This window comes from Acetobacter papayae (assembly GCF_047721125.1).
Classification (GTDB): domain Bacteria; phylum Pseudomonadota; class Alphaproteobacteria; order Acetobacterales; family Acetobacteraceae; genus Acetobacter; species Acetobacter papayae.
Map to the genome: position 1 here is coordinate 33,550 of NZ_JBDNWF010000002.1, position 18,537 is coordinate 52,086.

The following is an 18,537-nucleotide window of genomic DNA, read 5'->3' on the forward strand; positions in this document are numbered from 1 at the left end:
CTTGTAATACGAGAAAACCTGTTTTTCTTTCTTTCAGTTTTTCATGTCTTTTCCCCTTCTGGCCACAATCGCCCTCCTTCAAGGCGCACGACCCTGTCCATGAAAGGCAGTACGCCAGCCCTGTGGCTGATACACAGGATGGTTGTCCGGGGGCACGCGGCCAGTAGGGCCTGCATCAGGGCCTGCTCCGTGGCTTCATCCAGCCCTTCGGTCGGTTCATCCAGAACCAGCCAGGGTGTGCGGCGCAGTACGGCTTGCGCAACACAGAGCCTGCGCGCCTGTCCGCCAGACAGCCTCAGCCCTTCATTGCCCACGAGCGTGTCCAGCCCCTGCGGTAATGCGGCGACAAAAGCCGTAAGCTGCGCCACGTTCAGGGCCTCGTTGATATCCGCTTCGCTTGCCTGCGGTGCGGCCAGCAGCAGGTTGTCCCGCAGTGTGGCTGTAAATAGGTGGAAATCCTGCGAGGCGACACTTATCAGTGCGGACAGGGTTTCTGCATCGGTTGTGCTGATATCCACACCACCGAACACGATACTGCCGCTCTGCACCGGCCAGAAATTGAACAACAGGGAAACAAGACTGCTCTTGCCAGCCCCTGACGGGCCGATAATTGCGAGTTTTTCTCCCTGTCTGACCGTAAGGGAAGCGTGATCGAGAACATAAGCGCCCGTATGCGGATAACTGAAGCATAGGTCGCGTATTTCCAGATCATACGGAGCGGCTGGCACTGCGGGAGAGAGGCTGTGTGTGGTATTGCTTTCCCCGCCGCAAGCTGTGAGGCGGGTTGCTCCCAACTGGGTGCGGGCAGAGGCCACACAGGCACCCGGCAGTGCCGAGACAACATCGAAGGCCGCCAGTGTTCCCAGAACCAGCATGGGCACTTCAGGCCCGGCAAGCTGCCCGGCCTGAAAAGCCTGCACGGCAATACCCAGAACAGCTACAACCGTGCAGAACATCACGAGCGTTACCAGACTGCCCGCCATCCCTTCCCGCGCGGCAATATGCCGGTGGGCGCGTGTCAGGGCTGTCTGGCATGTGGTCAGTTTTGCAACCTGACGAGGCATTGCGCCGAGCACCAGCCACTCGCCCAGCCCATGCAGGGTATCGGCCAGTTCGGCCTGCAACGCGCTGTTGCTTTCAACCGAGCGCTGCATCAACCCATACACGGGGCGGGCGAGCAAAGCCCACACGGCCATGGCTGCCAGAATGAGGCCAATACCCAAGGCTGTTGCGGCTTTGGGCAGGAGGCACAGGAAAATACCCGTAAAAAACATGCCACATAACAGCGCCCGCCAGCAGGGGACTGCGACATCCGTATACCAGCCTGCCACTTTGTCCGTATCGCTGACAAAGCGGTTCAGCACATCCCCACCGCGCACAGAGACGAGCCCGGCTGGAGCCATAGGTGCCAGACGGGCATAAAGCCAGCTACGCAGCCCGCCTGTCAGCCGCAGGGCGGTATCGTGTGTGCTGACTTTCTCCAGATAGCGGGCCAGAATGCGGATGGTCGCAAAAAACCGCACAGCGGTTGCTGGGAGCAGAATATTGAAACTCTGCGCAGCAATAGCTCCAGCCAACCCGGCAGTGGCTGCACCGGCCAGAAGCCAGCCAGACAGGGTCAGTAGCCCGAAATTGGCCACGGCTCCGGTGCAGGCCAGCACGACACCAAGCCGCATATGCCACCGTACTGGCCTGAACACTGGCAACCCCATGCCGCCGGGCATAAGCAGTGCCAGTATTCCCGAACCGGCGCGGGACACTCTACCGATAGTGTTGGCGTTTTTCATACCGGACAGGCCTCCTGTGCGCAGGACGACAGAACATGGTGGCGTTCTGGCATGGTGCGCTGTGTGACCTGTCCGTGTGCGATATCCAGCACCTGACTGGCACAGGCCACGAGTTCTGCCTTATGGGTGGCGGCAATCACGATCCGCCCGGGCACGCATTGCTGTATGGCGCGTGTAATGCGCCGGGCACTGAGCGGGTCCAGATCGGCCGTAGGCTCATCAAGCACCAGCACATCGGGTTGGCACAACAGGGCGCGGGCCAGCGCCAGACGTCGTGCCTGCCCCTTGGACAAACGGCAGCCGCGCTCGCCTACAAGGGTTGCAAACCCTTGTGGCATGGCTTCGATAAACTCCAGAGCATCTGCCATAAGTGCGGCAGCACGCAGGGCCTCGGGTGAGGCATCCGCCTGCCCTATCCGTAGGTTGTCCGCCACGGAACCATAAACAAGCTGCGGCCTTTGCGGCACATAAGCCATGCGTATGCTGCCGCGTGGCATGCTCTGGCCATGAGCATCCAGCGCACGCATATTCCCTGCCATGGGTGGGAGCAGACCGAGAATGACGGAGAGCAGCGTGCTTTTGCCGGCCCCGCTGGCACCGGACAGAACACTCAACTGGCCATGGCTGAACGTGCAGCTTACATCCCGCAGGACGATGTCGGTCGTGTCATATGCGGCGCTGACATGCGCACACACAAGGGTTGCAACCTGACTGTCGGGTTCATGGTTTGTGGGGCATTCCACCCTTTGAGCCAGTTCAGGCAAAGCCTGCACACGGGCAATCTGCTCAAGGGCTGCCATGGCGTTCTGCCGGGCATGATAGCTGGCAGAGAAATTACGCAGCGGTGCGAAATATTCCGGTGCCAGCAACAGCACAAGAAAGGCACTGCGAAACTCCACCGTGCCCGCCAGCAGGCGGCTACCGAACACAACCGCAACCAGCGCAATGGACAGAGAGGCAAAAAATTCCAGCGAGGCCGATGTCAGAAAAGCGATTTTCATGACCGACAACGTGGCGCGCCGGTGGGCATCCGCCAGTTCGCCTATTCTCTCAAGGCTTCCCGCAGTCCGCCCGAACAGTCGTAGGGCTTTAAGGCCCCGCAGCGCATCAAGAAAACTGCCTGCCAGCGTGCTCAGGTGGCCCCACTGCCGATCCATGGCTTTTTGAGCGCTGTAACCGACAAAGACCATGCATACCGGCACCAGAGGCCCCGTGCAGGCCAGAATGACAAAGCTCCAGCCATCCACACCGCATACGACCGCCAGAATGAGCAGCGGCAGAACGACCATCATGGCGGCGCTGGGCACATAACGGGCAAAAAAGGGCTCAAGCGCCTCCACGCCGTCATCCATTACGGTTAGAATTTGTCCCGCAGGCAAGCGCAAACTGGCTACAGGCCCGGCCTTGGTCAGATGCTGCAGTAATGTGGTGCGCATGGACGCCACAACCTGCAACCCGGCTTCAGTACCCGCCATGTCGGATGCAAACCGGGCGCTCACACACCCGAACAGACACGCGATGAACAGCCCCAGTAGGCCGCGCTCGGCCCAAAGAGTCCGGGCGTGGAAAACCGTATCATCCACTACATGGGCCAGCACTACAAACTGCCCCACCAGACAGGCCGCCGACACAGCGCCACACGCCACGGACAAAGCCAGCCAGCCGCGCGCTGTGCGTGCCAGCGTCGCTATCTGCCCCCTGCCCTCGTGTGTGTTTGCTGCGGTATTCATAGTTACATTTCTAATGTAAGTGTTAATTTACGGAATTAACTTAAGTGTTAAAACATTCGGGGGTCAAGCAAAATTCAGCCCAGAGCAGACCGAACCCTCTCCCCCGCATCCCGGCATCAGGCTATGCTGCGCCTTAATTTTTCATGTCCGTTTGTTGAAAGGCCGCTTAATGCCCAGACCTGTTGCCGCAATGACACGTCGTCAGGCTTTGGCGACCATGGCCGCATGCGCCGCAATACCCGCCATCGGGCATGCCGCAGCTAGAGAAACGCCTGTCAGAATCGTCACTGTTCTGCCTGTTAAACCGCCAGAGCTGACGGAGTTCCTGCCGGTCATGAAGGAAAATGCACGTGTTGCACGCGCGCATCCCGGCAATCAGGCTTTCAGCGTTTTTATGGATACCGAAAGCCCCGCCACGCTGTATCTATTCGAAAGCTGGGACAGTCTGCCCGACCTGGCTGATTTCATGAAAACCGATACCCAGCAGGCGCTGGCAACCCTTGAGCAAAGCACGCTCTCAGGCGAAGCGCTCAGCCTCCACCTGTCAGATGTACCTGACACCCCAGCGTATAATGGCAGCCCGCTTGAAACGACCGAGGATGCCCAGACCCTTGTGGTCAGGTTTCAGGTCCGCCCGCAGGAGCGCGCGGCTTTTATTGCCGCTTTCCATGATGTCATTCCCATCGTGCGGGCTGATCGGCACACCGAAGCGTACGACCTTTTCCATGTTGGTGGTCGACCGGATAATTTCATTCTTCTGGGGCGCTGGCATGATGCAGCTGCTTATGAAAAATACCAGCGCCAGCCCAGTATCAGAAAACTGCGTCAGATCTTGCCAGCCATGCTCAAACGCGCCTCCGAACGCCATGAACTGCACGATGTCACGATTTAGCTAAGCCCCCGCGGATACGGCAGGCACGAGAATGTGTGCATAAAGCTGTTGCGGTACGCCTGACCCTGTTATACTCAAACTGAGCAATATGGTCAGACAAGGATCACCGTGGTGACAACACTCCTTTCCGACAGCCGCGATGCTCTGTACAGGCCGGTTTCGCGTATTATGCGACGGGATCAGTGGGAGCAGCTTTATGCTGAGGATATTGAGGTCATTCAGCGCCTCAAAAAGCAGCATAACGCCGTCATTCTCGCGCATAATTACCAGACCCCGGAAATCTTCCATTGCGTTGCTGATATTCGTGGCGACAGTCTGGCGCTGGCTCGTGCCGCGCAGGATGTTCAGGCGGATATCATTGTCATTGCCGGGGTGCATTTCATGGCGGAAACCGCCAAGCTGCTGAACCCGGATAAAACCGTGCTGATTCCTGATGCCGCCGCCGGGTGCTCTCTTGCGGAAGGTATTACGGAAGCCGATGTGCTGGCACTCAAACAGGCAAACCCCGGTGTGCCGGTTGTTACCTATGTAAACAGTTCCGCTGCCGTTAAAGCGCAGAGTGATGTCTGCTGCACATCCGGCAATGCCCGTAAGGTGGTGGAAAGCCTCGGTGTGCCGCGCGTGATCATGATCCCTGACGAGTTTCTGGCCCGGAATATCGAGGCTGAAACAGGGATTGAGATGATTACATGGCCAGCCCATTGCGAGGTACATGAGCGCTTTACCCCGCAGGAAATCCGGCAGTACCGCAGGCTGCATCCCGGTGTTACGGTCATGGCGCACCCGGAGTGCCCGCCCCCGGTGCTGGCTGAGGCGGATTGCGCAGGGTCCACCGCCCAGATGTCACAATACATCAGGGAGCATAGTCCCGAAAAAATCCTGCTGGTGACGGAATGCTCCATGAGTGACAATCTTTCGGTCGAGTTTCCTGAAACCGAATTTGTGCGGCCGTGCAATCTATGCGCTCACATGAAGCGCATCACCCTGCCCACCATCCGCCGTGCCCTTGAAACCATGCAGACACAGGTGAACATTCCACAGGACATCGCGGCGAATGCCCGGCGGGCTGTGGAGCGGATGCTCGCAGTCTGACACGTTCACTGAAACGGATAACCTGCCATGTTTCTTCCTCCGCTTCCCTTGCCATTATGGGAGGGTGTGATCCGCACGGCCTTGCTGGAAGATCTGGGCACGGCGGGTGATGTCACCACGCAGGCCTTACTGCAACCGGGTCAAAAGCTGAAAGCAACATTCCGGGCGCGCGAGCATGGTGTGCTGGCAGGGCTGGAAGGAGCGAGGCTGGCTTTTGCCCTGCTGGACCCGCACAGCAGCTTTATTCCTCACATGCAGGATGGCGCGGCCATAAAACCGGGCGATGTGTTGGCGACAGTGAATGCCGGGGCCGAAACCGTGCTGGCTGGCGAGCGTACTGCCCTTAACCTGCTTTCGCATCTGAGTGGCATTGCCAGCATTACCAGTCAGGTCGTGACCGCTATCGCCGCAACGAAAGCACGGGTGTGCTGCACACGTAAAACCCTGCCGGGGTTACGGGCCGTGCAGAAATATGCCGTGCGGGCTGGGGGTGGTTCCAACCACCGTTTCAGGCTGGATGACGCCATCCTTATCAAGGACAATCATCTGGCGCTCGCCGGTGGGGATGTCGTCCATGCCTTGCGGGCCGCTCGCGCGCATGCGGGGCATCTGGTCAGTATAGAGCTGGAAGTGGATACACTGGAGCAGCTTGAAGCGGCACTGACTTGCAATGTGGCCGATGCCTATCTACTGGACAATATGCCGCCAGAGACACTCCGCACGGCTGTCAGCATGATTGGGGGGCGTGCCATTGCTGAAGCCTCGGGCGGAATTACGCCCGCCAATGCGCCGGAAATTGCGGATACAGGCGTTGATATCCTGTCTCTGGGGTGGCTGACGCATAGTGTGAAGGCGCTCGATATCGGTCTGGATATAGACTGAACTTTTCCTGTTTTTGCGCTTGCATATGCTCCGCTGGCTGCTACACGAACCTTTGATCGGTATCGGTGAGGGGAAAACGCATTCATATGCAGGCTCCGGCCCTTTGCGAGACGGAACTGGTGGCCGTTCTGGTGTGTCTGGAACGGGGTGCCCCCCATGTCTTTACGCTCAATAATGGCGCTATTCTGCCCTCTGGCCCGCTCATGCCGGGTCAGTTATCGCTCCAGAAAAGTTTGCGAGAATGGGTACGCCAGCAAACCGGTATCCAGCCCGGTCATACGGAGCAGCTATACACTTTTGCTGACACCCATTTGGGCGATGGGCGCCGCCGGGTGCGGATTTCCTATATGACCTGCCTGCCCCCTACGGCTGAAAGGCTGGAGGGGGATCACCTCCCACACACAGCCGTGCTGCTTGATATAGAGGCTCAACCAGCGGACCCACTGGTGTCATTTTATACCTATTTCCCGTGGGAAGACCGCAGAAACCCAGCTCATGCCGCGCTGATTGCTCCCCTTCTGGAGGGGCTGAAGCGCTGGGCTGCTCAGGACCCTGCCCGGCAGCAGCGCTGCGCCATAACATTCGGGCTTGCGGGCTACGCATGGAATGATGAACTGGCCCTCTCTCGCTACGAACTCTTGTGGGAGGTTGGCCTGATACCAGAATCCTGCACGCAGGCTGAGCCAGCACAGGATACCGGGCTTTCCATGCAGCATGACTACCGGCATGTTTTGGCAACCGCCCTCTCACGCATCCGCGCCAAAATCCGCTATACATCGATCGTGTTTGATCTTCTGCCGCGGTATTTTACGTTGCTGCATTTGCAACAGGCCATGGAGGCGCTGGCAGGCCGCCCCATGCACAAACAGAACTTCAGGCGTCTGGTTCTCCAGCAGGGATTGCTGGAAGAAACCGAACAGATGGATTTTTCTGGTCCCGGTCGCCCCGCGCGCTTGTATGCGGCAGATAATCAGGGGCAGGATAACTGCTATCTTGCCGGAGCCAAAAGCCCCTTGCCGGATCTTGTCTGGTAGACTGAACGCGCCAGCAAGACGTTACGGCAGCGGCCCTGTCTGAAACAGCGATACGCGCAGTCCACCATGGGGCACTGGCGCACGCATGGGCAGAAATGGCAGCCCGGTTTCCCGTGCAAGGTCAGGTGCTGCGGTAACAAAAGCTGCACGCCAGCCGCTGAACCGTTCGCGCAAAACCTGTCCGAAAGCCCGATAAAGTGGCACAAGGCTGCGTGGGTCTCCCAGTCTGGTGCCATAGGGTGGGTTGCAGATCACCAGCCCTTTGGGCCCTTCGGGGGGCGAGAGTGCGCTGATTGGCGCGGTTTCAAACGTGACATAAGGCTCCACCCCTGCCCGCGTGGCATTGGCCATGCTCATGGCAGCGGCCCCGGCATCGCGGTCGCTGCCATAAAACCGGACGGACGGCACGCGCTGGCTGTTAACGCTGCGCATGCGTTCCCATGCCTGTACATCGAACGTGGCAAGCTCTTCAAACGCGAAATGCCGCCCACGGCCCGGATTAAGCCGGGCAGCGATTTCAGCGGCCTCAATGATAAACGTGCCTGAACCGCACATGGGATCGACGACCGGTTCTGTTCCATCATAACCGCACTGGCGCAGGAAAAGGGCTGCCATAGTTTCGCGCAGGGGCGCGCGGTTCACGGCCTGCTTGTAACCGCGCCGGTGGAGCAACTCCCCCGATGTGTCGATGCTCAGGGTGCATTCGTCCCGCTCAATGCGGGCACGGATAACCAGTGTGGCATCTGGCTGGCAGGGGGCGCCCAGTGTGTCGGTTATGGCGCGACTGATCCGCTCGGCGGCAGCGCCCGCATGGTAGATGCGTGATGCAGCGCAATGGGCCTCAACACGAAAGGGTATCTCTGGCCGCAGCAGGGATGCCCATGGGGTGCGCCGGGCCAGATGGTCAAGCTGGGCAAGATGCACAACCCGGAACGTATCGATACGCGCCAGAACGCGGCTTGCGCCCCGCACCCACAGATTGGCCCGCCAGACTTCCGGCCAGCCACCGCGCAATACAACACCCCCCGGCACGGGTCTGGGGCGTTTGAAGCCCTTGAGCCGAACCTCATCACAGAGTGTGTCTTCAAAACCCGGCGCGGTCGCCAGAAAGATTTCAAAGTCCTCGGGTTTTGTTTCTGTAGTGGGTGTATGCGTCGTCATGGCGTCTGCATGGCAGGAAGCGGAGAAAACGGCAATTCTTTTCCTGCTCCATTATGGCGCTTAAAGCTCAATGCACGCAAAACAACATATAGCCTCGTTTTTTGTTGTATTTATTGTTTTTATGTGGCTTTACTCGGCGGATATCGCACACAAAACAGCAGGCGGACCCCAGACATGACCCAGCCGGATATTGCCAGCATTGCATCCTGCGCCATGGAACTGGCGAATACTGCCCGTGCGCTGGCGCGCACGCATTTCCGTCAGGTCACAGCCTATGACCGCAAGGCGGATGATAGCCCGGTTACGGTCGCGGACAGGGCGATAGAAGCCGCACTGCGCGCCATACTGCTGGAGCGTTTTCCTGAACATGCCATTTTGGGTGAGGAAGAAGGCCTGAGCGGGGATAGCCGTAATCTGTGGGCGCTCGACCCTATTGACGGCACCAAGAGTTTCATGACCGGATTTCCGCTTTTCGGGGCTTTGATTGCGTTTACCCGTGACAGGCTTCCCACTCTGGGCGTGATAGAAATTCCCGCCACGGGAGAGCGGTGGAGCGCATATTCAGGGCAGACGTTCTTTGCTCAGGATGGACAGGAACACAGGGTTTCTGTCAGTGCCTGTCAGTCCCTTGAAGATGCGCGGGTTTATACGACCTCTCCCGACTGTTTTTCCGGGGCCGATCTGGAGCGCTATAATAGCCTGAGCCGGCAAGCTGCGGTCAGGCGTTATGGCGGAGACTGCTATATTTACGGTCTTCTGGCTTCTGGCTTTTGTGATCTGGTGGTTGAGGCTTCTCTTCAGCCGTATGATTATCTGGCTCTGGTGCCTGTGGTGCAGAATGCGGGCGGTATCATTACAGACTGGCAGGGGCAGCCTCTGGGGCTGCATTCGACCGGGCAAGTCGTTGCTGCGGCAACCCCTGCGCTGCATGCCCGCGCATTGGATGCTCTGAACGCCTGAATAACTTTGGCTGTCCCAAAGGGGTCAGTTTTCTTAGCGGGGGGCTGTAGCCCCTGCTTTTTCGGGTAGGATGATCTTCACCCCTTCCTCCGCGCAACGCGCCGTGAAGGGTTCGGGCGGGGGTGCGCTGGTTACAATGGCGTCTACCGCGCCAAGCTGGCAGACTTTGACTGGAGCCTCGCGCCGGAATTTGCTTTCATCCGCGATAATCCATGTTTCCTGCGCCTGCTGTAGTGCTGCTTGAGCAAAATCCGCCTCAAACAGGTGGAAATTGCCAAACTCTCCATCAAGGCTAATCCCTGCAACGGATAGAATGGCGTAGCGGACCTGAAACTGCTGGATAAAGCTGATAACCGACGGGCCTGTGGCTGTTCCGTCTTCCCCCGATAATTCGCCCCCTGCCATGAAAACGCGGTTACCATTGCGGGCCGCCAGCCGGTAGGCGATCTGCACGGAATGCGTAATGACAGTCAGGCTGGAATGGTTCAGAAGGGCCTCGGCCACGTAGGCTGATGTTGTGCCGTTATCAAGAATGAGGCTGTCACCATCGCGAATATGGGCACGCACACTTTCGGCTACGGCTTTTTTGGCCAGATAGTTGATATGCATGCGCCGCTGGAAAGGAGGCTCCTCCCGCCCTTCAGGCACCATGACCCCACCATGAAAGCGTGTCAGCACCCCCATGGCCAGCAAAGGGGGAATATTGCGCCGGATGGTTTCTGTGGACACATCAAGCTCGGTTGCCAGATCGGTAATGCTGCAACTGCCTCTGGCCCGTACGGCCTGCATGATCGCGTTCTGGCGTTTGAGAGACATGGTGCCGGGCCTTTTTTCGCAGTTTTATGCAAATCCGGGCAAATTCTAACAAAAAGCTTGTAGCGGCACCATGATTTCCAACAAAATATTATGGTTTTGTGGTCTTGCCTCCAACAGGTTGGGCTGCTCCTGTTATGCTTTGCCTGTCTGCCCTGCGGCGATCCGCCCTGCGGTCAGGCAGAAAACCTCAAACAGGATCTGGGCTGCGGCATGGGCGGTGTTGGTGGTTGAATCGTATTGAGGAGCAACCTCCACAACATCACCACCCACTACATTCAGCCCATCCAGCCCGCGCAGGATTTCGAGGGCCTCGCGCGTGGTCAGCCCGCCAATTTCGGGTGTGCCAGTGCCCGGAGCAAATGCCGGGTCCAGACAATCCACGTCGAATGTGACGTAAACGGGCCCATCGCTCACCACGCGCCTGACTGTCTCGATAATGGCGGGCGCGCCCAGATGCGGCACCTCCTCGCCATGGATAACGGTCATGCCTGAATCCTTGGAGAACTCCCAAAGATACTCCGAAGCTCCACGGATACCGATCTGCACGCAGCGCGTGGGGTCCAGCACGCCTTCAAGCACCGCATGGCGGAACGGCCCACCATGATGGAATTTCGCCCCTTCGTAATTGCCGCCGGTATCGCAATGGGCATCAAAATGCACCATGCCCACGGGCCGCTCTGCTCCCAGCGCTTTCAGAATGGAGTAGCTGATGGAGTGATCGCCCCCGACAGAAAGCGGGATCACACCGGCTTTGGCCAACACATGATAAAAGGCCTGAATGTCTTCATGAGACTGCTCAAGACTGAAACGGCTCCGGAACGGCACATCCCCGATATCCGCAGCCCGGCACAAGGCCGCAGGCTGGCGGTGCAGTACATGGTTATACGGGCCAATGCGCTCCATTTCGCGCACCGCCCGTGGGCCAAAGCGCGCGCCTGAGCGGTTGGTCACCCCCAGATCCATGGGTACGCCCACGACGGCTACATCCAGTTCTGCCAGCGTATCGGGGGTTACAGTAGGCTGGTAAGGCAGGCCCATAAAGGTTGGTACGCCGGAGTAGGGTTTGGCACGGCTGGCCCCGGCGGAAAACTGACCTTCCGCTACAGCACGGAATTCAGGCGTATGCACCGTCTCGCCAGCGGCACCACCATATTTTTTACGTAGGGCATCAAGTTTTTCGGTGCTCATGGGATTTTTCCTTGTCAGGCCGGAGCATGGCGCGTTCCAGAAGGGGATGGCCGAATAGACCATAGATGCCGGATTGGAAAAATCGGTCAGTCAGAACGTTCAGTTTGATGTTCATTGACATATCGGCCTGTCGCTCAGGCAGGCACGATACGTTTCAGCCCAGACCTTCAGCCCTGTAGCCTTCGGGCATATCGAGATGGACTGCCGCCAAATCAGCAAGAAAAGCCCGCGCGATTTCGCTGACATGCTGGCGTTGACGTGTCACCACGTGGAATGTGACTTCGTATTGCAATGCCTGCATGTTCAGGGCGGCCATCAGGCCCTGTCGGCAATAAGGCAAGGCAAAATGCTGGGGCAGAAAGGCCAGATGGTGCCCGGACAGCACCAGCATGGCCAGAGCCTCCATGTTGTCGGCAACGGCCGTGATATGGCGTGGCTGGGTGGGAAAAACGGTTTCTGGCAAGGGGTAGCTACGCCATGCCCAGTCGTAATCCCAGGCCTGCGGTGTTGAGATTTCTCCCGCCTGCGCGAACAGGGGGTGCTGCTGGCCGCAATAGGCTACCTGCCGCTCCAGAAACAGCGGGGTAAAGTGCAGGCTGGCGGTTCTGTGCCAGAAATACCCGATGGCAATATCAAGCTCACCGCTCAGGAGCTGCTCTTCCATGGCGCTGGGAGAACAGACTTTGATAAACAGGCGTACCGCTTCATCACGCTGGCGAAAGCGCGCAATGGCATGGCTTATCCGGCTGTTTTCACTGAATGGCGTATGCCCGATCATGCCAATCCTGAGCGCGCCCACCAGCTTGCGGTCCATATTGCGGGCCTGCATGCTGAAATCTTCCACCGCCCCGACAAGGGTGCGAGCAAGCTCCGCAAAACGTAGGCCCTTGGCTGTGAGCCTGAAACCACCGCGGCCTCTATCACACAGCCGGAACCCCAGCCGGGTTTCGAGGGTGGCAAGCTGTGTGCTGATGGTAGACTGCCCGACATTCAGGCTGCCTTGCGCTACGGAAATGCCCCCTGCATCCACAATCGCCAGAAAAACCCGGATCAGCCTCAGATCGAGGTCACTCAATGTGCCGAGCATGGTTCAGGCCGCTTTGATAGAAATCAATGTAAATATCCGCATAATCTGGCACCCCCGAAACGATCTGGCCTATGCCCTCCTATAGCATGGTGTTCTTGCTGTGAGAAAGTGATGAAGGAGTGGAAACAAAACCTATGGTATCACAGGATTTTTTCTTGTTATTCCATCGAAAACAGGCGTGATCAGGAATGCTGATGTTGCCGTAATGCCCTGTGCTGATAAAACATTCATAAAGCTCGATGCAAAGATCGCAAGAAGAGCATTCAAAAAAACGCCGTTCCGCGCTTATCGTTGTATCAGCTTCGACCGGGCCACCTCCTGCCAAGGCTGAAACACCGTGTCAAACGCCCGCCATTGTATCGATATCATTCCGAACGGAGAGCCTGCATCATGACCCGTTACCGTATCGGCCTGCCCCTTCTTGTTGCCTGTACGTTTCTCTCCGGCTGGGGAGCCTCCGCACGGGCTGAAACAGGTGCCCTGAATGTTCTGACATGGTGCGACCATGAAGACCCGGCCCTGCTTGAGCCGTTTGAAAAAGCCCATAACGTCAAGGTTCATTACAAGGATATCGACAGCACCGGAGCAGCACTGGCCGTTATCCAGCAGTCTCACCCCGGAGACTGGGACGTGCTGGTGCTTGATGAAACCGATACCGGCCGATTGGCCGATATGGGGCTGCTGTCAGCGCTGGATCCGGCTGACTTCCCCATGGCGGACCTGTTTGAAGGGGTCAGCAGCCCCGCGTTGAATGTTGTCAAAGGCAAGATGTATTCCGTGCCGGAAAAATTCGGCTACAACGCGGTGGCCTATGATTCTGCGCATATCAAGGCGCAGGCTCTTGCCGATATTCAGGTGCCATGGAGTGCCGAATATAAAGACCGCATCGCCATTTACGACTACTACGTGCCCATTATCGCCTATGCAGCACAGGCACTGGGCAAGGACCCCGAACATCTGACCGATGCAGACCTGCCTGCCCTGCGCGATAAATTGGCGGCTCTGCGGCATAATGCTGCCCTTGTCGGTGATATCACCACCACCCAGCAGGCGCTTGCTACCGGGCAGGTTGATATTCTGGTTGGTGGTGGCGAATGGGTGACAGCCGGCATGCATAAGGACCGGCCCGATCTGGCCTATCTTGTGCCCAAACAGGGCGGCATTCGCTGGCAGCAGGGCATCGCCGTTTTTGCCTCTTCTGGCCATAAGGATCTGGCAACGGCTTTTGCCAAATACATTCTCACTCCTGAAGCGCAGGCCAAGCTGGCAACGTCAAGCTGCTACTGGGGGATGCCAGCCAACCGCAAAGCCGTGCTGAGTGAAGCGGATAAAACCATTCTGCAATGGGCACAGCAGCCCGCCTATATAGCGCGCACGGCAACATATCCGCAGCTTACGTCCGCCTTTGACAAGACGCTCCAGAAACTCTGGACCGAAGTTATGCAGAATGAATAAAATGCGCAGCCTGTCACGACGGGAGAGCCTTCCGGGCCTCCTGTTTGCCTCCCCTGCCCTGTTGTGGCTGGTGGCATTTTTTGCAGCTCCTCTGCTGGCCATGGTCGCGGTGAGCCTGCGAGATAGTACAACAGGACAATACGGGATTGGCAATTTCGTTCAGGTTTTTACTGAAAAAGCCTATACCGATGCTCTTTTCAATTCCCTGACCCTGACAGCTATTGTCACGCTGGCCAGTCTCGCGCTGGCCTACCCGCTGGCGTATTCCATTGCCTCGCTGCGTTCGGCACGTTTGCAGCGCCTGGCACTCACTTTTGCGGTGCTGCCGTTCTGGACATCCTATGTCGTGCGATCCTACGCATGGTTGCTGGTGCTGGCGCCTACCGGGCCACTCAATGCTGTGCTGCTGGCAACAGGGCTTATCCACACGCCGCTCAGGCTCGCATATAGCACTGTCGCCACCGAAATCGGGTTTGTGCATTTTTTCATTATGCTTGATACGCTCACGATTTATGCCTCTCTTGTGCAGATCAATCCGCGTCTGGCACTGGCCGCGCGTGATCTGGGGGCGTCTGCCTTGCGCACATTCCTGAGTGTCACGCTCCCGCTGAGCATACCCGGTATTGCCGTGGGGGCCTTTCTGACTATTGTTCTGTGTATTGGGGATTATGTTACCCCGCAGATACTGGGCGGCATGCGTGCTATTGTCCTACCCCAGACCGTAATGATGCAGATACAAAAACACCTTGATCTGCCAATGGCCTCTGCCATGTCTCTGGTTCTGACGGTCGTTATGGCGCTGGCTTATCTGGCATTGTACCGCTTTCTCAGAACCGAGGAGCCCGGACGATGAGTGCTGTGCAAAAACGCAGTTTTGGCGGGTGGCAAAATCTGGCCTGCAAGGGACTGACGGTTTCCTATATGGCGGCCTGTTTCTGCTTTATTTTTGCACCGGTTGCGGTTCTGGTGCTGTTTTCCTTTCAGGATGGCCGCCTGCCGGTGCCTCCGTTCCATGGGCCGACGCTGTATTGGTATGGGCAGGCCTTGGCCAATGGCCGCCTGCTTTCCGCTATGGGGCATTCCTTTCTTGTCGGCGCGGGTTCTGCTTTTCTGTCCGTTCTGCTGGGGTTTCTCGCGGCCTATGGTCTGGCGCGTTATCGCTTCCGTGGGCAAGCATTGGTGCGGGGCATTCTGGTGCTACCCATGGCGGTTTCCTACCTGATCGTGGGTATGGGGCTGTTGGTCATGGCCTCATGGCTGAATATTGCCCCCTCGCTCTGGCTGGTTTGCATTTCGCATGTTGTCATCAACATGCCGCTGGCTTTTGCCATCTGCTCGGCCCAGTTCAACCCCGCGCAGGTGCGTATGGAAATGGCAGCAGGCGACCTTGGGGCATCCCTGCCGCGTGTGTTGTTGCAAATTACCGTGCCAATGATGGCCCCTGCCCTGATTGCCGCCTTCATCCTCTGTTTTACCCTTTCTTGGGACGAGTTTCTGACGGCGTTCCTGCTCAGCCGCTTTGACATCACTCTGCCGGTTGCCATCTGGGGGCTGCTGCGTGGTGGGCTGAACCCGCAGACCAATGCCATTGGTTCCATGGTTTTCTTCGGTGCCGCCGCCCTTGCACTGGGCGCGGAATATCTCATGTTCCGAAAAAAGAGTTCCTGAATGACGGTTTCGCATTCCTCTCCCTCCTCCACGGCCCATCTGGCGGTGGAGGCTGTTTCCAAGCATTATCCGGGGCAGACCGCGCTGGAGACCGTCTCGCTGCATGTGGAGCGTGGCCGTTATGTTGTGCTGCTTGGCCCTTCGGGTAGCGGCAAAACTACTCTGCTTTCCCTTATTGGCGGTTTTACGCTGCCCAGTTCGGGCATTATCCGCATTGGTGGGCAGGACGTGACAGACCTGCCGCCTGCGAAAAGGCCTACAACAACCGTCTTTCAGGATTACGCGCTGTTTCCGCATATGACGGTTGCGGCCAATATCGAATTCGGCCTGAAACTGCGCGGGTTGAAAGCAGATGCGCGGAAAACCCGCGTGGCGGAAATGCTTGAGCTTGTAGGGCTCGGCCAGCATGGTGAGCGCAGCATTCAGGCCCTGTCTGGCGGGCAACGCCAGCGCGTGGCTCTGGCACGGGCTTTGGCGGTGGAACCCGAAATCCTGCTGCTGGATGAGCCACTTGGTGCGCTTGATCTGGCCCTGCGCCGCCAGATGCAGGACGAACTACACCGTATCCAGCGCCAGATGAACCGTACATTCGTGCATGTAACCCATGATCAGGAAGAAGCCATGGCGCTGGCAGACCTGATTGTTGTCATGAGCCATGGTCGCATTGAGGACATGGGGCCACCACGCCGCGTGTATATGCGCCCGGCAACGCGCTTTGCGGCTACGTTCATGGGCGAAAGCACCCAGATCGAAGGCCGTATTCACGCGCAGGATGGTCAGGTTATCACGCTTGAAACCGATATTGGCCTGCTGCGCGGCATGGCTGCCCCCATGAGTGGTGCCCTGACCGACAGCCCTGCCGACACACAGGGGCGCATATGGCGCACGGGCGACAAGGCCGTGGCGATTATCCGGCCTGAGAACATCAGAACTGTTGCGCAAAACGGACAGGCCATGGGACAGGCACTTGTATGCGAAACCGTTTTTCAGGGTAATTATGTCAGGGTTTTCGCCCGTTCTGAAACTGGGCAGAGCTTTGTCCTGCATAGCCCGGCACGGCAGGTGCCCGCCAGCGGCGAAATCATTACCCCGTACGCCCTGATGGAAGATATTACTATCGTACCCGCGCAGGAAGACTAGGTTCTTCCCGCTCAACCGCAACGCAGAAAGAGGATGCCATGGCAGGCTTCATTGCCCATGACAGATGGTATGAGACCATTTCCTATGCCGATGGAATAACGCTTATCCATGAGCCATGGATAAAGCCCTTTTTCCGCTGCAATATGTGGCATGTACGCGGGCGGGATTATGATCTGCTGTTCGATAGCGGGCTGGGTGCGGTGCCTTTGCGCAGGCATGTCAGCCTACTGGCGGAACGGCCTGTGCTCTGTGTCGCAAGTCACGCCCATTTTGATCATATCGGCTGCCACCACGAGTTTGAACATTGCGCAATCCATGGGGCAGAAGCGTCTATTCTGCAAAATCCTGATGGCGAGCATACCTTGGCAGCGTTCTATGCAAACGAGGAAATGTTTGACGCCTGCCCGCAGGGTTGGAACACGCAGCAATACAGGGTTACCGGTGTCACGCCCTCGCGCCTGCTTGGACAGGGTGATGTTATCGATCTGGGCAACAGGGCTTTTGAAGTTCTGCACACACCCGGCCACTCACCGGGTGGGATAGCCTTGTGGGAGAAGGCAACCGGCACCCTGCTTTCGGGCGATGTGGTGTATGATGGCCCCCTACTGGATGATACCTATCATTCTTCTGTGCCCGACTATGTCTCGACGCTGGAAAAGCTTGAGACAATGCCAGTGAGTATCGTGCATGGGGGGCATTTCCCCAGTTTTGGGGCGGTGCGTTTCCGCCAGCTCTGCGCGGAGTACATAGAGGGCCGTCGCAAAGCTGGCTGTCCTGTGGCTACAGCCCACCCTGTTCGATAATAAACCGGGCGATGGCCTCAACGCCTTCACCGGCGCGGATATTGGTGAACACAAAGGGGCGTTCGCCGCGCATGCGGCGGCTGTCGCGGTCCATAACAGCCAGATCAGCCCCCACGTGTGGGGCCAGATCGATCTTGTTGATCACCAGTAGGTCGCTGCGAGTAATGCCCGGCCCGCCTTTGCGCGGAATTTTGTCACCAGCCGAAACATCGATGACGTAAATGGTCAGGTCCGCCAGTTCCGGGCTGAAGGTAGCGGCTAGGTTATCGCCCCCGCTTTCGACCAGAATAAGCTCCAGCCCTTCAAAGCGCGCCGTCATTTCGGCAACACCGGCCAGATTGATGCTCGCATCCTCCCGGATAGCCGTATGGGGGCAGCCACCGGTTTCAATACCCATAATGCGCTCTGACGGCAGGGAGCCAGCACGGGTCAGGAATTCGGCATCTTCGCGGGTATAGATGTCATTGGTTATGGCCGCGATATTGTAGTCTGCCCGGAAATGGCGGCACAGCGCATCCATCAGCGCAGTCTTGCCCGTGCCTACTGGCCCACCAATGCCGACCCGTAGCGGGCCGTATTTTGCTTTTGTCATGTTCTGAAAAGCCTCGTTCCCTGTGTTTCGTGGTGCATGGCCGCCAGATCCGAGCGGAAACACGCCGTGCCCACATCATCCAGCCCACATTGTTCCGTCTGTCGTGCCGCTTCCAGTATGGCGCTCTCCAGCCGGGGCGGCGCGCGCCGGCCCGCCGTGGGGGCACGCGGCGCACCCCGGCCAGCGGGAGCGCCCAAAACCCCCCCCCCCCGATATGCGGGGGGCGGGGCCCCCGCACGGGGGGGCGCCC

The 18,537-nt window shown here is 58.2% G+C and carries 17 protein-coding genes and 1 pseudogene; 10 read left to right on the forward strand and 8 right to left on the reverse strand.

Annotated elements, in window-relative coordinates; translation table 11 throughout:
- Positions 1 to 41: 41 nt before the first annotated feature.
- Together cydC and cydD are read right to left on the reverse strand one after the other, a co-directional pair.
- Complete coding sequence (gene cydC, locus ABF757_RS01015) at positions 42 to 1,787, reverse strand: thiol reductant ABC exporter subunit CydC (protein WP_415480550.1); 1,746 nt, start codon at positions 1,785 to 1,787, stop codon at positions 42 to 44.
- Complete coding sequence (gene cydD, locus ABF757_RS01020; protein WP_415480551.1) at positions 1,784 to 3,517, reverse strand: thiol reductant ABC exporter subunit CydD; 1,734 nt, start codon at positions 3,515 to 3,517, stop codon at positions 1,784 to 1,786. Before cydD ends, cydC begins: the two co-directional genes overlap by 4 nt.
- Before the next feature lie 190 nt (positions 3,518 to 3,707).
- On the opposite strand from cydD, the gene ABF757_RS01025 reads away from it, so the two are divergent.
- From ABF757_RS01025 to ABF757_RS01040, 4 genes are all read left to right on the forward strand, one after another.
- On the forward strand, positions 3,708 to 4,409 hold the full coding sequence (locus ABF757_RS01025; protein WP_415480552.1) for a putative quinol monooxygenase: 702 nt from the start codon (positions 3,708 to 3,710) through the stop codon (positions 4,407 to 4,409).
- 111 nt (positions 4,410 to 4,520) lie between these two features.
- Complete coding sequence (nadA, locus tag ABF757_RS01030) at positions 4,521 to 5,501, forward strand: quinolinate synthase NadA (protein WP_415480553.1); 981 nt, start codon at positions 4,521 to 4,523, stop codon at positions 5,499 to 5,501.
- 27 nt (positions 5,502 to 5,528) lie between these two features.
- Positions 5,529 to 6,383 carry a carboxylating nicotinate-nucleotide diphosphorylase gene (gene nadC / locus ABF757_RS01035; protein ID WP_415480554.1) on the forward strand — a complete coding sequence of 285 codons (855 nt, stop codon included), beginning with the start codon at positions 5,529 to 5,531 and terminating at the stop codon, positions 6,381 to 6,383.
- 86 nt (positions 6,384 to 6,469) lie between these two features.
- The gene (locus ABF757_RS01040) at positions 6,470 to 7,417 is read left to right on the forward strand and encodes an NUDIX hydrolase (RefSeq protein ID WP_415480555.1); all 948 of its coding nucleotides are present in this window, start codon (positions 6,470 to 6,472) and stop codon (positions 7,415 to 7,417) included.
- A gap of 21 nt (positions 7,418 to 7,438) precedes the next feature.
- Here the strand turns inward: ABF757_RS01040 and ABF757_RS01045 are convergent, their stop codons facing one another.
- Positions 7,439 to 8,578: a THUMP domain-containing class I SAM-dependent RNA methyltransferase gene (locus tag ABF757_RS01045; RefSeq protein ID WP_415480556.1), complete on the reverse strand. Its 1,140-nt coding sequence runs from the start codon at positions 8,576 to 8,578 to the stop codon at positions 7,439 to 7,441.
- A gap of 174 nt (positions 8,579 to 8,752) precedes the next feature.
- On the opposite strand from ABF757_RS01045, the gene hisN reads away from it, so the two are divergent.
- Entirely contained in the window at positions 8,753 to 9,538 is a 786-nt protein-coding gene (gene hisN, locus ABF757_RS01050) for a histidinol-phosphatase (RefSeq protein ID WP_415480557.1), read from the forward strand.
- 33 nt (positions 9,539 to 9,571) lie between these two features.
- On the opposite strand, the gene ABF757_RS01055 is transcribed toward hisN, so the two are convergent.
- The 3 genes from ABF757_RS01055 to ABF757_RS01065 form a co-directional block, all read right to left on the reverse strand.
- A complete protein-coding gene (locus ABF757_RS01055; protein ID WP_415480558.1) occupies positions 9,572 to 10,354 on the reverse strand; it encodes a DeoR/GlpR family DNA-binding transcription regulator in 783 nt (260 codons plus the stop codon).
- A gap of 132 nt (positions 10,355 to 10,486) precedes the next feature.
- Positions 10,487 to 11,542 carry an agmatinase gene (gene speB, locus ABF757_RS01060; protein ID WP_415480559.1) on the reverse strand — a complete coding sequence of 352 codons (1,056 nt, stop codon included), beginning with the start codon at positions 11,540 to 11,542 and terminating at the stop codon, positions 10,487 to 10,489.
- 154 nt (positions 11,543 to 11,696) lie between these two features.
- Positions 11,697 to 12,629, reverse strand: a complete 933-nt coding sequence (locus tag ABF757_RS01065) for a LysR family transcriptional regulator (RefSeq protein WP_415480560.1) — start codon at positions 12,627 to 12,629, stop codon at positions 11,697 to 11,699.
- A 390-nt stretch (positions 12,630 to 13,019) separates the two neighbouring features.
- On the opposite strand from ABF757_RS01065, the gene ABF757_RS01070 reads away from it, so the two are divergent.
- From ABF757_RS01070 to ABF757_RS01090, 5 genes are read left to right on the forward strand one after another with little or no spacing between them, the layout of a single operon-like run.
- The gene (locus ABF757_RS01070; RefSeq protein ID WP_415480561.1) at positions 13,020 to 14,084 is read left to right on the forward strand and encodes an ABC transporter substrate-binding protein; all 1,065 of its coding nucleotides are present in this window, start codon (positions 13,020 to 13,022) and stop codon (positions 14,082 to 14,084) included.
- Entirely contained in the window at positions 14,077 to 14,937 is an 861-nt protein-coding gene (locus ABF757_RS01075) for an ABC transporter permease (protein WP_415480562.1), read from the forward strand. The genes ABF757_RS01070 and ABF757_RS01075 overlap by 8 nt, the downstream gene beginning before the upstream one ends.
- On the forward strand, positions 14,934 to 15,752 hold the full coding sequence (locus ABF757_RS01080; protein ID WP_415480563.1) for an ABC transporter permease: 819 nt from the start codon (positions 14,934 to 14,936) through the stop codon (positions 15,750 to 15,752). Before ABF757_RS01075 ends, ABF757_RS01080 begins: the two co-directional genes overlap by 4 nt.
- Positions 15,753 to 16,892, forward strand: a complete 1,140-nt coding sequence (locus ABF757_RS01085; protein ID WP_415480564.1) for an ABC transporter ATP-binding protein — start codon at positions 15,753 to 15,755, stop codon at positions 16,890 to 16,892.
- Between the two features lie 38 nt (positions 16,893 to 16,930).
- Positions 16,931 to 17,695: an MBL fold metallo-hydrolase gene (locus tag ABF757_RS01090; RefSeq protein WP_025859987.1), complete on the forward strand. Its 765-nt coding sequence runs from the start codon at positions 16,931 to 16,933 to the stop codon at positions 17,693 to 17,695.
- Here ABF757_RS01090 and ureG read toward each other — a convergent pair.
- Together ureG and ABF757_RS01100 are read right to left on the reverse strand one after the other, a co-directional pair.
- The gene (ureG, locus tag ABF757_RS01095; RefSeq protein ID WP_415480565.1) at positions 17,673 to 18,287 is read right to left on the reverse strand and encodes an urease accessory protein UreG; all 615 of its coding nucleotides are present in this window, start codon (positions 18,285 to 18,287) and stop codon (positions 17,673 to 17,675) included. The genes ABF757_RS01090 and ureG overlap by 23 nt on opposite strands.
- A pseudogene (locus ABF757_RS01100) lies at positions 18,284 to 18,537 on the reverse strand (hypothetical protein); the annotation flags it as partial. The pseudogene ABF757_RS01100 and the gene ureG, both read right to left, overlap by 4 nt.

What these genes read in the sequence shown, in the direction of transcription:
- ABF757_RS01040 (WP_415480555.1), top strand. Translation starts at nt 6,470, where the DNA reads ATGCAGGCTCCGGCCCTTTGCGAGACGGAACTGGTGGCCGTTCTGGTG.
- ABF757_RS01085 (WP_415480564.1), top strand. Translation starts at nt 15,753, where the DNA reads ATGACGGTTTCGCATTCCTCTCCCTCCTCCACGGCCCATCTGGCGGTG.
- ABF757_RS01045 (WP_415480556.1), bottom strand. Translation starts at nt 8,578, where the DNA reads ATGACGACGCATACACCCACTACAGAAACAAAACCCGAGGACTTTGAA.
- nadC (WP_415480554.1), top strand. Translation starts at nt 5,529, where the DNA reads ATGTTTCTTCCTCCGCTTCCCTTGCCATTATGGGAGGGTGTGATCCGC.
- ABF757_RS01075 (WP_415480562.1), top strand. Translation starts at nt 14,077, where the DNA reads ATGAATAAAATGCGCAGCCTGTCACGACGGGAGAGCCTTCCGGGCCTC.
- cydC (WP_415480550.1), bottom strand. Translation starts at nt 1,787, where the DNA reads ATGAAAAACGCCAACACTATCGGTAGAGTGTCCCGCGCCGGTTCGGGA.
- ABF757_RS01070 (WP_415480561.1), top strand. Translation starts at nt 13,020, where the DNA reads ATGACCCGTTACCGTATCGGCCTGCCCCTTCTTGTTGCCTGTACGTTT.
- ABF757_RS01090 (WP_025859987.1), top strand. Translation starts at nt 16,931, where the DNA reads ATGGCAGGCTTCATTGCCCATGACAGATGGTATGAGACCATTTCCTAT.
- ureG (WP_415480565.1), bottom strand. Translation starts at nt 18,287, where the DNA reads ATGACAAAAGCAAAATACGGCCCGCTACGGGTCGGCATTGGTGGGCCA.
- ABF757_RS01080 (WP_415480563.1), top strand. Translation starts at nt 14,934, where the DNA reads ATGAGTGCTGTGCAAAAACGCAGTTTTGGCGGGTGGCAAAATCTGGCC.
- ABF757_RS01055 (WP_415480558.1), bottom strand. Translation starts at nt 10,354, where the DNA reads ATGTCTCTCAAACGCCAGAACGCGATCATGCAGGCCGTACGGGCCAGA.
- cydD (WP_415480551.1), bottom strand. Translation starts at nt 3,517, where the DNA reads ATGAATACCGCAGCAAACACACACGAGGGCAGGGGGCAGATAGCGACG.
- ABF757_RS01025 (WP_415480552.1), top strand. Translation starts at nt 3,708, where the DNA reads ATGACACGTCGTCAGGCTTTGGCGACCATGGCCGCATGCGCCGCAATA.
- speB (WP_415480559.1), bottom strand. Translation starts at nt 11,542, where the DNA reads ATGAGCACCGAAAAACTTGATGCCCTACGTAAAAAATATGGTGGTGCC.
- ABF757_RS01065 (WP_415480560.1), bottom strand. Translation starts at nt 12,629, where the DNA reads ATGCTCGGCACATTGAGTGACCTCGATCTGAGGCTGATCCGGGTTTTT.
- hisN (WP_415480557.1), top strand. Translation starts at nt 8,753, where the DNA reads ATGACCCAGCCGGATATTGCCAGCATTGCATCCTGCGCCATGGAACTG.